Annotated in this window: 14 protein-coding genes; 7 read left to right on the forward strand and 7 right to left on the reverse strand. The window is 70.9% G+C overall.

Annotated features, from left to right (window positions below; all coding sequences use genetic code 11):
* Positions 1 to 40 precede the first annotated feature (40 nt).
* Entirely contained in the window at positions 41 to 697 is a 657-nt protein-coding gene (locus DN771_RS20640; RefSeq protein WP_116999455.1) for an alpha-ketoglutarate-dependent dioxygenase AlkB, read from the forward strand.
* Positions 698 to 732: 35 nt separating this feature from the next.
* Here the strand turns inward: DN771_RS20640 and DN771_RS20645 are convergent, their stop codons facing one another.
* Positions 733 to 1,314, reverse strand: a complete 582-nt coding sequence (locus DN771_RS20645; RefSeq protein ID WP_116999456.1) for a TetR/AcrR family transcriptional regulator — start codon at positions 1,312 to 1,314, stop codon at positions 733 to 735.
* Between the two features lie 78 nt (positions 1,315 to 1,392).
* On the opposite strand from DN771_RS20645, the gene DN771_RS20650 reads away from it, so the two are divergent.
* Positions 1,393 to 1,833, forward strand: a complete 441-nt coding sequence (locus DN771_RS20650; protein ID WP_116999457.1) for an anthrone oxygenase family protein — start codon at positions 1,393 to 1,395, stop codon at positions 1,831 to 1,833.
* Positions 1,834 to 1,884: 51 nt separating this feature from the next.
* Here DN771_RS20650 and DN771_RS20655 read toward each other — a convergent pair whose 3' ends face one another.
* Positions 1,885 to 3,234 (reverse strand): transaminase, encoded by a 1,350-nt coding sequence (locus tag DN771_RS20655; RefSeq protein WP_116999518.1) that lies wholly within the window; start codon positions 3,232 to 3,234, stop codon positions 1,885 to 1,887.
* Between the two features lie 50 nt (positions 3,235 to 3,284).
* Between DN771_RS20655 and ligD the strand changes: the two genes are divergently transcribed.
* The 3 genes from ligD to DN771_RS20670 are packed head-to-tail and all read left to right on the forward strand — an operon-like array spanning position 3,285 to position 5,212.
* Positions 3,285 to 4,253: a non-homologous end-joining DNA ligase gene (ligD, locus tag DN771_RS20660; RefSeq protein ID WP_116999458.1), complete on the forward strand. Its 969-nt coding sequence runs from the start codon at positions 3,285 to 3,287 to the stop codon at positions 4,251 to 4,253.
* A gap of 48 nt (positions 4,254 to 4,301) precedes the next feature.
* Positions 4,302 to 4,673: an ArsR/SmtB family transcription factor gene (locus tag DN771_RS20665; protein ID WP_116999459.1), complete on the forward strand. Its 372-nt coding sequence runs from the start codon at positions 4,302 to 4,304 to the stop codon at positions 4,671 to 4,673.
* A complete protein-coding gene (locus DN771_RS20670) occupies positions 4,670 to 5,212 on the forward strand; it encodes an SRPBCC family protein (RefSeq protein WP_116999460.1) in 543 nt (180 codons plus the stop codon). The genes DN771_RS20665 and DN771_RS20670 overlap by 4 nt, the downstream gene beginning before the upstream one ends.
* A gap of 48 nt (positions 5,213 to 5,260) precedes the next feature.
* Here DN771_RS20670 and DN771_RS20675 read toward each other — a convergent pair whose 3' ends face one another.
* The 3 genes from DN771_RS20675 to DN771_RS20685 form a co-directional block, all read right to left on the reverse strand.
* Positions 5,261 to 6,535 (reverse strand): ArgE/DapE family deacylase, encoded by a 1,275-nt coding sequence (locus DN771_RS20675; protein WP_116999461.1) that lies wholly within the window; start codon positions 6,533 to 6,535, stop codon positions 5,261 to 5,263.
* Positions 6,536 to 6,601: 66 nt separating this feature from the next.
* The gene (locus DN771_RS20680; protein WP_116999462.1) at positions 6,602 to 8,221 is read right to left on the reverse strand and encodes a PEP-utilizing enzyme; all 1,620 of its coding nucleotides are present in this window, start codon (positions 8,219 to 8,221) and stop codon (positions 6,602 to 6,604) included.
* A complete protein-coding gene (locus DN771_RS20685; RefSeq protein ID WP_162942203.1) occupies positions 8,218 to 8,829 on the reverse strand; it encodes a TetR/AcrR family transcriptional regulator in 612 nt (203 codons plus the stop codon). Before DN771_RS20685 ends, DN771_RS20680 begins: the two co-directional genes overlap by 4 nt.
* Before the next feature lie 77 nt (positions 8,830 to 8,906).
* Here DN771_RS20685 and DN771_RS20690 point away from each other — a divergent pair, with 77 nt between their 5' ends.
* On the forward strand, positions 8,907 to 9,620 hold the full coding sequence (locus tag DN771_RS20690; RefSeq protein ID WP_116999464.1) for a hypothetical protein: 714 nt from the start codon (positions 8,907 to 8,909) through the stop codon (positions 9,618 to 9,620).
* Positions 9,621 to 9,657: 37 nt separating this feature from the next.
* On the opposite strand, the gene DN771_RS20695 is transcribed toward DN771_RS20690, so the two are convergent.
* Both DN771_RS20695 and DN771_RS20700 read right to left on the reverse strand, forming a co-directional pair.
* Entirely contained in the window at positions 9,658 to 10,287 is a 630-nt protein-coding gene (locus DN771_RS20695; RefSeq protein ID WP_116999465.1) for a hypothetical protein, read from the reverse strand.
* Positions 10,284 to 11,600, reverse strand: a complete 1,317-nt coding sequence (locus tag DN771_RS20700; protein ID WP_116999466.1) for a hypothetical protein — start codon at positions 11,598 to 11,600, stop codon at positions 10,284 to 10,286. Before DN771_RS20700 ends, DN771_RS20695 begins: the two co-directional genes overlap by 4 nt.
* Positions 11,601 to 11,756: 156 nt before the next feature.
* Between DN771_RS20700 and DN771_RS20705 the strand changes: the two genes are divergently transcribed.
* Positions 11,757 to 12,803 carry a zinc-dependent alcohol dehydrogenase family protein gene (locus DN771_RS20705; RefSeq protein ID WP_116999467.1) on the forward strand — a complete coding sequence of 349 codons (1,047 nt, stop codon included), beginning with the start codon at positions 11,757 to 11,759 and terminating at the stop codon, positions 12,801 to 12,803.
* Positions 12,804 to 12,833 lie beyond the last annotated feature (30 nt).

Below are 12,833 nucleotides of genomic sequence, written 5' to 3' on the forward strand. Positions count from 1 at the left end.
AGCGATGACTTCGTAGCGCGCCGGCGGTACGTTCGGGCGTGTGGAGCCACACGTCGACCGGTCCGTCGAGTTCGAGCGACTCGCCCTCGACGGCACGTCGTGGGTCGACATCGCCCGCAACTGGATCGTCGACGAGCCGGCGCTCTTCGAGTCCCTGCGCGACGGCGTCCAGTGGGAGTCCAGCCAGCTCTACCGGTACGACCACTGGGTCGAGGAGCGTCGCCTCGGTGCGTCGTGGCACCGGGGTCGCCCCCTGCCCCACCCCGCCCTCGCCGAGGTGCACCGCGTCCTCCAGCACCGGTACAAGGTGCAGTTCGGCGGCTTCAGCCTGATCCAGTACCGCGACGGCAACGACGGCCAGGCATTCCACCGCGACACCGACATGCGCTGGCTCGACGACACGATCATCGCCGTGCTCAGCCTCGGTGCCCGCCGGCCGTGGCTGTTGCGCCCGCGCAGCCAGCGGCACAACCTCGACGTCGGCAAGGGCGCCACCCACGACCTGCAACCGGGCCACGGCGACCTGCTCGTGATGGGTGGGCGTTGTCAGGCCGACTGGGAGCACTCGGTGCCGTACCTGCCGCGCCAAGCCGTGGGGACCCGAATCTCGATGCAGTGGCGCTTCGCCCGGCGCACCGGCCGCCCCTTCGTCGGCGCCTCCTACGACGCCCCGCTCCACTACAGCCGCCCGCGCTGAGCATCCCGCGAAATCGACGTTGGCGAAGCGCGCCGCTAGCCGGCGAAGCTGCGGACCAGCTCGTCGACGCGGCGCTCGTCGAGCCGCGGATCGAAACGGCCCGAGCGCCGCAGCGTGGCGACACCGTGCATGGCTCCCCAGAGCACCTCGGCTGCTGTCTCCAGATCCGCCGGCGGCCGATCGAGGGCCCGCAACGCCCCGACGATCGCCTCGAATCCCGCCCGCATCGAGGTGGGCGTCTCGGCGGCGGCGAACGGCGCCCCGATCGGCAGTCGGAACATCGCCTCGTACGTCGCCGGATGGCGTTCGGCGAAGTCGAGGTAGGCCGTAACGACCGCACGCACGCGGTCCGCGCCGGACGCACCCTCGCCCGGTTCCGACATCGCTGCCGCCAGCTCGTCGAACCCGACGAGGGCCACGGCGGTGATGATCCCGGACCGCCCGTCCGGGAAGTGCCCGTACAGCACCGGTTGGCTGTACTCGATGGCGTCGGCGAGCCGCCGCGTCGTGACGTGGTCCCACCCGCGCTCCTCGGCGAGGGATCGGGCTGTCGAGACGATCAGCGCCTGTCGTTCTGCGAACTCACGAGCCCGACGGGCACCCACTGACGCTGTCATGGCAACATCGTAGCAGCTCTCTCTAGCACTGATAGAGTCACTAGCAGTGCTAGTAGCCACGAAAGAACGGGGACTGAGATGGACTGGTTAGCGATCGGCGCAGTGGTGACCGTCGGATTGATGGTCGGCGTCGAATTGTCGGTTGCGTTCGTCGTCAATCCGATCTTCGATCGCCTCCCCGAGGACGCCGGCGTGCTGGCGCGCAGTGACGGTGCCCGGTTGCTCGGCCGGACGATGCCCGTCTGGTACATCGGCCCGCTCCTGCTCTCCATCGCAATGGCCGTGCTGCGACCCGACGCCGCCGACGCTGCGTGGGCTGCGGCCGGCCTCCTGACCGCGAGCGTCGTCATGTCGATCGCCCTGCTGGTGCCCATCAACGACCGGTCGAAGACGTGGACCCCCGAGTCAGTCCCGGCCGACTGGCGCGAACAACGAAGTCGTTGGGACCGGTTGCACGTCGTCAGGGTCGCGATGATCGTCGCCGCGTTCGTGGTGCTGACCGCCGCGGCCGTCGACTGAATCGACGCGGTCAACGTCGGGCCGTGCGACGCCCGGAGGCCATCGAGCGCGTCACGACACGAGCGACGCGACCGCCTGGTCGAGCACGTCGAGGTGGGCGGCGACGTCGCCTGCCGTGGTGGCCGGGCACATCAGGGCCATGTTGTGGAACGGGGTGAGCAGCACTCCGCGGTTGAGCAGGAAGAGGTGGAGGTAGTTCTCGAGGTCGACGTCGGTCGAGCGGTGCGACTCGGTGCCATTGCGCGGCGCGGGTGACGAGAACCGGTACTCCGATCGAGCACCGAGCTGGGCGGCCGACCATGGCACGGCGTAGCGCTCGATGATCGCCCCGACGCCGGCGTGGTACGTCGTCGCCAGGTCGATCATGCCGACGAACGCCGCGTCGGTCAGCACCTCCGTCAGCGTCGCTCGTGCCGCGGCCAGCGACAGGGCGTTGCCGGCGAGCGTGCCGCCGACCCCGCCGGTGTCGACGAGGTCGAGGTCGCGCCTCGCGTCGACGCGTTCGACGATCGCGTCGCTCAGGCCGTACGCGCCGATCGGGATGCCGCCGCCGATCGCCTTGCCGAGCGTCACGATGTCGGGCCGCAGCCGCCACGCCCGGGTGCAACCACCGGGCCCGGCCGAGATCGTGTGCGTCTCGTCGATGATCAGCAGCGAGCCCGCGGCCTCGGTCAGTTCCCGGACCCCGTCCAGATAGCCCGGCTCGGGCAGGACGATGCCCATGTTGGTCAGCGCCGGCTCCATCAGGACGGCGGCCACGTCGCCGTGAGCCAGCTCTCGTTCGAGCCCGTCGAGATCGTTGTACTCGGCCACACGGCTCGTCACCGTCACGTCGACCGGCGCTCCGACGTTGCCGGGCCGCGGAAGCCCCGCGCCGTCGCCGGCGACGATGAGCGACTCGTCGACGGTGCCGTGGTAGCAGTAGCTGTTGACGAGGATCTTCGGACGCCCGGTGACCGCCCGGGCCAGGCGCAGCGCCCAACGGTTGGCGTCGGTCGCGGTCAGCGAGAAGCTCCACGTCGACACGCCGAAGCGGCGGGCCAGCTCGGCGGCGACCACCTCGGCGTCCTCGGTCGGCATCATCGTCGTCGCGCCACCCGCCGTGGCGAACCGTTCGGTGACCGCAGCGACCGTCGCCGCCGGTGAGTGACCGGCCATCGCACCAGTGTCGCCGAGGCAGAAGTCGATCAGCTCGTGGCCGTCGAGATCGACCACTCGCGCCGCCGACGCCCGGTCGAGGTAGAGCGGGAATCCTGCGGCGGTCTTGGCCATCCACGTCATCGGCACACCGCCGAACAGGTGGCTCACCCGCTCGTGGGCCGCGCGCGACCGCGGGTTCCGGTCGGCGAACCGCGCCTGCTCGGACGACAGGAGTTCGGCGAGATGCGCCCGGTCGATCATCGTGCTCACAGGCCCGCAACGTAGCGACCGGACGCGGGTACGGTCGGGCGATGGCTGCGTCCTCCAAGTCGCCGGCGATCGAGGTGCCGGTCGGATCACGGGTGGTTCGCGTCACCAACCCCGATCGCATCTACTTCCCGGCCATCGGGGCGACCAAGCGCGACCTCGTCGACTACTACCTGGCCGTCGGGCCGGGCATCGTCAACGCGCTGCGGCAACGGCCGTGCATGCTGCACCGGTTCCCCAAGGGCGTCGCCGAGAAGAAGGTCCACCAGAAGCGCCTGCCGGCCGGCGCGCCGCCGTGGGTGAACACGGTTCGCCTTCACTTCCCGCGCTACGGGCTGCACGCCGACGAGCTGTGCGTGACCGAGCTCGCCGAGGTCATCTGGGCCATGCAGATGTCGACGGTCGAGTTCCACCCCTGGAACTCGAGGCGCGGCCACACCGAGCAACCGGACGAGTGGCGCATCGATCTCGACCCCATGCCCAACTGCCCGTTCTCCACCGTGCGCCGCGCCGCCCGCGTCGTCCACGAGGTGCTCGATGAGCTCGGTGCGACCGGGTGGCCCAAGACCTCGGGCGGCAACGGCATGCACGTCTATGTCCGCATCCGACCCGACCACGAGTTCCCGGTCGTCCGCCGGGCGGCCCTGGCCTTCGCCCGCGAGGTCGAGCGCCGGATGCCCGGCGACGTGACGACGACGTGGTGGCGCAAGGACCGCGACCCCGCCGCCCTGTTCGTCGACTACAACCAGAACGCCCGCGACCACACCATGGCCGCGGCCTATTCGGTGCGGGGTCGGCCGACCGCCCCCGTGTCGGCGCCGATCACGTGGGACGAGGTCGCCGACGTCGAGCCGGGCGATCTCACCATCGCCACCATGCCCCGACGCTTCGCCGAGATCGGCGATCTTCACGCCGGCATCGACGACGCCGTGTTCGACATCGCTCCGCTGCTGGAGTGGGCCGACCGCGACGACGCGGCGGGCGCGGAGGATCCGGGTTCAGACGACGACTGAGCGACAGGCATGGCATATATCTGTTGACACGTATATACGCACCAGCGTATGTTGTTCGTCGTGCCCACCACGCTCGACATCCTCGATGTGATCGCCGAACCGACACGGCGTCGCATCCTCGACGCCGTGCGTGACGGCGAACGCTCGGTGAGCGAACTCGTCGACGAGGTCGGCATGCATCAGCCGGGCGTCTCGCGCCACCTCAAGGTGCTGCGCGACGCCGGCCTGGTGACGGTGCGCAACGACGCCCAGCGGCGGCTCTACCGGCTGCGGCCCGAGCCGCTCCGCGCGCTCGACGAGTGGCTCGAGCCCTACCGGGCGCACTGGGCCGGTCGGCTCGACGCCCTCGAACGGCACCTCGCCCGCACGTCCACGCCCGTCAGGCCCAGCACGACCCCATCCCCGAAGGATCCACGATGACCCACACCCCCACCCCGCTCTACGACGGCTCGATCGAGCGCACTGCCGACGGCGGCGTGATCCGCTTCGAGCGGCACCTCGGCTACCCGATCCGCGACGTCTGGGATGCGATCACCAACCCGGCCCGTCTCGCCGAATGGTGGTTGCCCTTCGACGCCGAGATCACCGTCGACCTCCGCGAAGGCGGCGAGATGGTGATGACGGCGGCCGGCGACGAGCCGATGACGATCACCTGCACCATCACGCGGGTCGAGCCACCGATGCTGCTCGAGCACACCCACGTCGATCCTGGCTCGTTCATGCGTTGGGAGCTCGAGGCGGTCGACGCGGGCTGCGTGCTCCGCCTCAGCCACTTCGTCACCGATGCCGACACCGCCGTCGAGCGTTGCTACGTCGTCGGCTTGCACGCCTCGCTCGCCCGGCTCGAGCCGTGCCTCGCCGGCGAGCCGATCGCCTGGGATTGGGACGGCTTCGCCGTCGCCCAGGCCGCCTATGCCGAGCTCGGCTTCGCGCCGACAGCAGACACGGCCGGCGCCTGAGCCAGCAGCGCGGTGAGAGAGCGCCTGGCACTCTGTCACCGCGCGATGTCAGGCGGTGCCGCAGATGTCGACGGCGAGGGCGGCGAGCGTCCGCGTGCACGCGAGGACCTCGTCGATCGGCACCGACTCGTCGGGGCCGTGCGCGAGGGCGGCGTCACCCGGGCCGTACTGGAGCGTCGGGATGTGGCCGACGTTTGTGAGCAGGCGCAGGTCGCTGCCGTAGGGGGCGGCCCAGGTGTCGATCGGACGACCTCCGGCGCCGACCTGATGGGCGGCGCGGACGCGGTCGGCGAGGTCGCTGTCGGCCGGCAGCCGGCCCGACTCGAACTGCCCACCCCACCACTGCACCTCCACCGGATGATCACGCAGCCAGGGATCGGCCGCGTTGGCGTCGGCGACGGCGGCTTCGAGCGCGGCCTTGGCCTCGTGGACCGGTTCGCCGAGCGCCACGCCGAGCCGGCCTTCGGCCTCCAGCAGGTCGGGCACCGACGAGGCCCAGTCTCCTGCCCGGATGGTGCCGATGGACAGCGGATGGGCGAGCGGCCACCGTGCGGCGAGCGGATCGACCGTCTCGTGGCGCCGGGCCTCGAGGTCGGCCAGCGCCGCCCAGACCGACCAGAACTTCTCGACAGCGCTCACACCGGACGTCCGGCGCGAGGCGTGCGTCGCGTGCCCGCGGACGACGAGACGGAACGTCAGGGCACCGGCGTTCGCCGGCACGAGGTCCAGGCTCGTCGGCTCGGCGATGACGCACGCGTCCGCCGTCCAACCGCGGCGCAGCGTGGCGAACGTGCCGAGCCCTCCGTCCTCCTCCCCCTGCACCGATGCCACGAGCACGTCGCCGCGCAGCGTCACGCCGGCCCGGCGGATCGCTTCGACCGCCGCCCACGCTGCGATCAGTCCGGCCTTCATGTCGCACGACCCGCGACCGAAGAGCGATCCGTTGGCGGTGCGAGCGTCGAACGGCCCGACCGACCACGCGCCAGGGTCGCCGACCGGGACGACGTCGACGTGGCCGTTGAGCATCAGGGTGGGTCCGTCGCCATGACCGGCGCCTCGGAGGCGGGCCACCAGTCCCCATGCCTCGCGGCGATCGACCTCCATGCCAGGGAACCCGGGATCGGCGGTGAGGGCATCGAGGTCGATCGGCCAGTGGTCGACGTCGAGGCCGCTGCCGTCGAACAGCCGGGCGAGATGCGCCTGCCCGTCGTTCTCGGCATCGCTGCCACTGATGCTCGGGATGCGCACGAGCTCGCTGGTTCGGGCGACGAGCTCGGCCGTCATCGCCTCGACCTCGGCCAGCACCCGCTCGACGATCGACATGGCGCGGAGTGTAGGGCCCGCCCTCGAGCGCCGGGAGCGGGCCCGTCCGCCCGACGGGGCGATGCACTACCTCTCGCCGACGCGCCGCTCGGACATCACGCGGACGGTGCCGGCGACAGGATCTACTTCGACCTCGGCGCCATCGGGGATGCGCTCGAGCACGTCGGCGACTCCCACGACGGCGGGGATGTTCAGCTCCCGGGCAGCGATCCCGGCGTGGCTCATCAACCCACCGTGGGCGGTGACCAGCGCACCCACGATCGGCAGCACGCTGTTGAACGCCGGCGTCGTCGTCGTGGTGATCAACACGTCGTCGGGCTCGACGCGAAGGATCGCGTCCTCGGGACTCGACGCCACGACGGCGCGTCCGCGGTACGCGCGTCCGCCGATGCCCACGCCCGTCGCCTCCTCGTCGTGTGAGGACATCGTGCGCAAGAACGCACCCATCGCCGCGGTCATCCGGGCCATCGCCGGCGGGAACGAGGACGGGTCGGGTGGCGGGTGATCAGCGCCGAGCAGCGCCGGTGGGCGCGCCGTGACGAGGGCCCGACGAGAGCCCGAGCGCCGGGCCAGCTCGGCGGCGGTCGGCGCCGTCGACGATCGGTTGAGCAGGTCGCGCACCTCCACGACAGAGGCGTCGAGCACGTCGCCGGCATCGTCGATCAGCCCCGCGTCGACCAGCCGAGCTCCCGCTTCGAGCAGGGCACGCCGGGTGAGCCCGAGCGGCCACATGCACGAGATGCCGGCATGGTCGTCGCGCGACTCTGCCGCCAGCCGGGCTTCGGCGAGCACCGGGTCGGCGTGGCGAACCGGAGCCTGCCGCTCGCCGGGGTTGCGAGCGGCCAGGATGGACTTCAGCACGACGTCCGGAAGTTCCACCAGGCGGCGCCCGGTGACGTCGAGCGCGCCGACCACCCGCTGGCCGTAGTCGGCGAGGTAGGCGTCGAGCGCAGCGGCTGCCTCCGGCGATGCGCGTCGCACGTCGTCGAGCGTGGTCGGCACGACGTCGGCCGCGGCCACCGCTTCGGCCACGGCGGCGAGGGCGGGGATCGTCGCGCCGGTCGACGCTGCGGCGGCCCCGGCCAGGTCGCTGATCGCCTCCTCCGCCGATCGCCCCATCTCCTCCTGCTGCACGAGATGGAGACCGATGGGGATCGCCGAGGCCCCGATCATCGAGTGATGCTCGCGGAGCCCGTCGGCCAACGTGGCGACGCACCGTTCGACATGGTCGGCGAGCTCGGCATCACTGAGGCCGGCGGGATCGACGTCCTGGAGCGCGCGTACGGCCGCCAGCCTCGCTGGGCGGAGGCGGTCGAACCACGTGCGCAGGTCCTCGTTCCACAAGTGGCGGTCGAGCGCCCGACGCGCCTGCCGGTTGCGCCGCAGGAACGCCGGGTGAAGGCGGGTGAGGACGCGCAGAACCCGGGCCGGCGGAGGAGGAGCGTCCGACGCCGGGATCCCGGCGATGCGCACCGAGCCGTAGGCGAAGCCGTTGACGTACCGCACGTCGATGTGGCTGATCGGCAGACCGTACCGACCGGTGCAGCTGCGGAAGCCGTCGGCCATCGCCGTCGGGAAGATGTCCTGCATGATCCGCGTGAGCGGACCGAGGTTGTGGGCGCTGTCGAGGCGCCAGGCGCCGGGCCCCGGCTTGTCCCAGCGCAGTGAGACGGCGGACGACGTCATGAGCCGACCCCACTCCTGCGGGCGCGGTCGCACAACGACTTGACCGCCCACCCGGCCGCTTCGGCGGCCTCCTCGGTGGTCAGGCCCCACACGTGGGTGAGGGCGTCGAATCCGGAGAACGACACGAGCACGCCGATCACGCCGCGCAGGCGGCGGAACTCGTCGTCGTCGAGACGGTCACGCAAGGGTTCCAGCATCGTGTCGAGACGCTCCAGCCGGTCGTCCTGCCGCGCCGCTTCCACGCGACCTCCCAGCTCCGACACCGACAGCGACCGGAACACCGATCGATTGGCCTCGAGGAACCGAAAGATGCGCGGCATCTGGGCCACCAGCTCGTTCGGCGACGTCGGTATCTCAGGCGGGGCGCCGTCCGGTGTCGCAACCAACGACGGCATCGACTCGGCCAGACCGTCGAACAGTGCTTCCTTCGTCGGGAAGTAGTGGTACACGGACCGCACCGACACCTCGGCCCGGGTGGCGACCTGGGGGATGGAGATGGTGCCCGGACCTTCCTCGACGATCAGGTCGATCAGCGCCCGCAGGATGCCGAGCCGGGTCGCCTCGGCGTGCGCCTTGCGCGTCGGACTCTCATAGCTTCTTGACTTCACGTATGAATCATGCAACAAATACGTTCACGTATCAACCATGCAACGAAATATTCTCGTTGCGACAGGGAGGACCCGCAATGACCACCACCACCTACACCTCACCTCGTGCCGGCACGGCACGGGCGACGAACCGGCTCGACGAGCGACGCCTCGCCGGCATCGGCGCCATCGGATTCGCGTCGATCGTGATCACGACGAACATCCTCCAAGGCGCCACGCCGGCGATGGACGCCAGTTCCGCCGACGTCGTCGAGTACCTGACCGATCACCGCGCGGCGAGCGTGTTCGCCACGGCGGCCTTCGCCTGCGGCGCGCTGTTTCTGCTGACGTTCGCCAGCGCCTTCTACGGACGGCTGAGATCAGCCGGCCAGCCCGAAGATCGCGTGTGGGCACGGCTCGGGATGTTCGGCGCCGTGCTGATCCTGCCGACATTCGCCGCCGTCGCGGTGCAACGCATCGTGCTGCTCGTCGGTCTCGACGAGATCATCGGCTCCCCCGAGCTCGTCACCCTCTTGTGGCGTTTGGAGATGGCAGCGTTCCTCGTCAACACATTGCCGATGGCAGCGGCGATCCTCGGCTTCGGCATCGCCGGGTCGCGCGCCGGCCTGCTGCCGGCCTGGTTCGCTCGCTGGTCGCCGATCGCCGCCGTCGTGGCGGTCATCACCGCAGCCTGCGCGGTGGCCGGGCTGGAAGGCTCGCCGATCGGGTTCGTCGGCGGGCTCGTCCCGTTCGCCAGCTGGATGCTGCTGCTCCTCGTGGCGGGCGTGCGCCAGTTGCGCCGACCGGCCTGACGTCCTGCCCGCCGGGCGGTCACGGCGCGAGGCGCGCTCAGGACGCCGACGTGGGTGTGGATCCGGGTGAGGACGCCTCAGCGAGACCGAAGTCGAGCCTGCCGACGAGATCGTCGACGAGCGGGGCACATCGCTCTCCGACCATGGCGACGGCGATGCGGTTCGGCGACCACTCTGGAATGCGGCCGCCGAGCATCCGGCTGGCGGCGACCAGGTCGGCCAAACCGGTCGCCGGGTCGCTGCAGTAGGCCGTCGTGACGGCGACGAGGAGATCGAGCTCGGCGCCGGCGGATACCGCGCCGGCGGCGACGAGCTCGGCCGAACCGGACAGGGCGGGGGCGGCGATCTCCGGGGCGAGCGTCGACTCGCTCGGTGGTCCACTGGAAGGCGACGCGGCGATCTGATCCGGTGGAACAAGATCGAGTGGGTCGATCGTCTCGTCCGGCATGGCCCGGGCGGCCTCGCGCAGCCGGGCGGTAAACCCGTCGCCGCACAGCGCGTCGAGGTCACCGAGCGATCGGGCGAGCTCGGCGACCGCGTAGACGGCGGCCGGTCCCGCGTCCTCCACCGCACAGATCGGCGGCTCGGGAGCGCCTCCTGGATTGCGGGTGGCGCCCACCACCCCGGCAACGACCGCGACCCCGATGCCGACGGCGCGACCGATCATCGTCGACCGTCCGCGTAGCGGGCGGCGAGCACGAAGTCGACCAGCTCGGACCGGGTTCCGTCGAAGCTCGCCGAGACGTCGTCCCCCTGCAGCCGGCGCGGCTCGCACGGGTCGTCAGGCCAGGACGCCACGCGGCCCGCTCCCCTGGGCTCCACGAGATGCAGCATCTCGACCATGTTGAGCACGCCGGGGAGTCCGTGGGCGTCATAGCACGAGCTGTCCTGGAGCACCGTCGTCATCAGGTCGCGGCCGAGCGCTCGCACCGTCAGGCCGAAGCTCGGGAAGGCGTTGGTTGAGGTGGTCACCGCGAGCGCACCGCTCTCGTCGACGCCGAGCACGGCCCAACCGTCGATCTGGCCGATACCCAGCGCCTGCTCGTGCGGATCGCACGACACGGCGGCTCCATCGCATCCCAACCGTTCCAGCACAGCGGCCTCGCTCGCTGAGATGTCCGTTCTGCGCGCCGGGACGATGCCGAGCGGCGTGTGCAGCTGCATGACGATGGTCTCGCCGAACGTGGACGCCCTCCCGACGGCCGCGCCCGGCAGCGTGACGTCCTGTGTGCACTCGGTTGCTGCGCCGGACGCCGAATTGCCGGCGACGGTGCGGGCGACCGACATCGGGGCCGCCTCCCACGTCATGTCGGCGAGCCGATCGAGCGTGGTGTGCGTGAACTCGACGGTCAGCACGGCGAGCAGCGGTTCGACGAGGCCGACGTGTCCCTGACCGGGAACCAGTGACTCCACCTGGTCGGCGGCGAGGCAGTCGAGCGTGTCGGGGACCAGATCGAGCAGGCCCGGATCGAGACCCTCCACCGGGCGCGGGAGGTACGGGTCGGCCACTGTGTCGTGGGGAATCCAGGCGCTGAACTGGACCCGGTAACGCACGGGGCGCACCATGCGCAGGCACGGGCTGGTGGGCGAGCAGTAGTCGAGCGCCCGATGATCGATCACGACGATCCGATCGGCCGACGACTCGGGAGCGACATCGAGGCAGCGCCCCGTCTCTGGGTCGAGGTCGTAGAGCGGCGTCTGGAGGTCGAAAGCGCTGCCGTTCCAGACGCCGCTCGATACCAGCGTCCCCGGCTCCACGCAGTGCCCACCGCTCACGGCGTACATGACGAGCGTGCCATCGACCCCGACCTCGATCGCCCACCGCCCACCGTTGGTCGTCGTGTAGACACCCCCGATGTCGGGGATCTCGGCACCTTCGGCGGCGGGGCCGAGAGCTGCCGATGCCACGTCGGCGCCGGCACCGGTTCCTGCGGTGGACAGGGCCAGCACCGTCACGGCAGCGAACCGCGCGGCCCGCATCACCCCTCCCTTGTACCTCCGGCGGACGACGCTGTCGAACCATTTCGGACGGGCCGTCGGGCCGCCACGCCCGGGACCAATGCCCCTAGGTCGCGCCGCACTCCCGGACCACGCTGGGTTCGAGGAGCTCGCGCTCCGCCGACGAAGGAGGCAACGATGAAGGCACTCGTCTACCACGGTCCCGGCCACAAGGGATGGGAGGAGGTGCCGACGCCGGCGGTGATCGACCCGACCGATGTGGTGGTGCGCGTCGAGGCCACGACCATCTGCGGGACCGACCTGCACATCCTCAAGGGCGACGTCCCCGCCGTGACGGACGGGCGCATCCTCGGCCACGAGGCGGTGGGCACGGTCATCTCCGCCGGTGACGCCGTGCGACGCGTGCGTGTCGGCGATCGTGTCCTCGTGTCGTGCATCACGTCCTGCGGGACGTGCCGCTACTGCCGCGACGGCCACGCCGGCCAATGCCTCGGTGGCGGCGGATGGATCCTCGGCCACAAGATCGACGGCACCCAGGCCGAGTATGTCCGCGTGCCCTTCGCCGACCTGTCCACGTACCCGGTCCCCGATGGCGTGACCGACGAGGCCGTGCTGATGCTCGCCGACATCCTGCCCACCGGCTTCGAGGTCGGGGTCCTCAACGGCCAGGTCCGACCCGCGGACGTCGTCGCCATCGTCGGCGCCGGGCCGATCGGCCTGGCGTCCATCATCGGCGCTCGGCTCTACAACCCGTCGACGGTGATCGCCATCGATCTCGCCGACAGCCGCCTGACCGCCGCCAAGGCGTTCGGCGCCGACATCACCGTCAACAACTCTCGTGAGGACGCGCTGGCGGTGGTCCGCGAGCTGACCGGCGGCCTCGGCGCCGACGTCGCCATCGAAGCGGTCGGCGTCCCCGCCACGTTCGAGCTCGCCGCTGCGCTGATCCGCCCCGGGGGCCACGTCGCCAACGTCGGCGTCCACGGCCAGCCGGCCACGCTGCACCTCGAGGATCTGTGGATCCGCAACGTCACCATCACCACGGGCCTCGTCGACGCCTACTCGACTCCCACACTGCTCCGCCTCATCGGGGCGGGACAGCTCGACCCGACCGGTCTGGTGACGCACCACTTCCCGCTCCACGACATCGAGCGGGCCTATGACGTCTTCGGTGACGCCGCCAACACGGGGGCCCTCAAGGTCGTCCTCACCGCAACCGCCTGATCCGGGACGGTCGCCTCCGCTCTACCATCG

The sequence above is a fragment of the Desertimonas flava genome (genome assembly GCF_003426815.1).
GTDB classification, from domain to species: domain Bacteria; phylum Actinomycetota; class Acidimicrobiia; order Acidimicrobiales; family Ilumatobacteraceae; genus Desertimonas; species Desertimonas flava.

Bases quoted from the DNA above. Each gene is read 5' to 3' on its own strand.
- DN771_RS20645 (WP_116999456.1), bottom strand. From the start codon at position 1,314: ATGACAGCGTCAGTGGGTGCCCGTCGGGCTCGTGAGTTCGCAGAACGA.
- DN771_RS20650 (WP_116999457.1), top strand. From the start codon at position 1,393: ATGGACTGGTTAGCGATCGGCGCAGTGGTGACCGTCGGATTGATGGTC.
- DN771_RS20655 (WP_116999518.1), bottom strand. From the start codon at position 3,234: ATGATCGACCGGGCGCATCTCGCCGAACTCCTGTCGTCCGAGCAGGCG.
- ligD (WP_116999458.1), top strand. From the start codon at position 3,285: ATGGCTGCGTCCTCCAAGTCGCCGGCGATCGAGGTGCCGGTCGGATCA.
- DN771_RS20665 (WP_116999459.1), top strand. From the start codon at position 4,302: ATGTTGTTCGTCGTGCCCACCACGCTCGACATCCTCGATGTGATCGCC.
- DN771_RS20670 (WP_116999460.1), top strand. From the start codon at position 4,670: ATGACCCACACCCCCACCCCGCTCTACGACGGCTCGATCGAGCGCACT.
- DN771_RS20675 (WP_116999461.1), bottom strand. From the start codon at position 6,535: ATGTCGATCGTCGAGCGGGTGCTGGCCGAGGTCGAGGCGATGACGGCC.
- DN771_RS20680 (WP_116999462.1), bottom strand. From the start codon at position 8,221: ATGACGTCGTCCGCCGTCTCACTGCGCTGGGACAAGCCGGGGCCCGGC.
- DN771_RS20690 (WP_116999464.1), top strand. From the start codon at position 8,907: ATGACCACCACCACCTACACCTCACCTCGTGCCGGCACGGCACGGGCG.
- DN771_RS20695 (WP_116999465.1), bottom strand. From the start codon at position 10,287: ATGATCGGTCGCGCCGTCGGCATCGGGGTCGCGGTCGTTGCCGGGGTG.
- DN771_RS20700 (WP_116999466.1), bottom strand. From the start codon at position 11,600: ATGCGGGCCGCGCGGTTCGCTGCCGTGACGGTGCTGGCCCTGTCCACC.
- DN771_RS20705 (WP_116999467.1), top strand. From the start codon at position 11,757: ATGAAGGCACTCGTCTACCACGGTCCCGGCCACAAGGGATGGGAGGAG.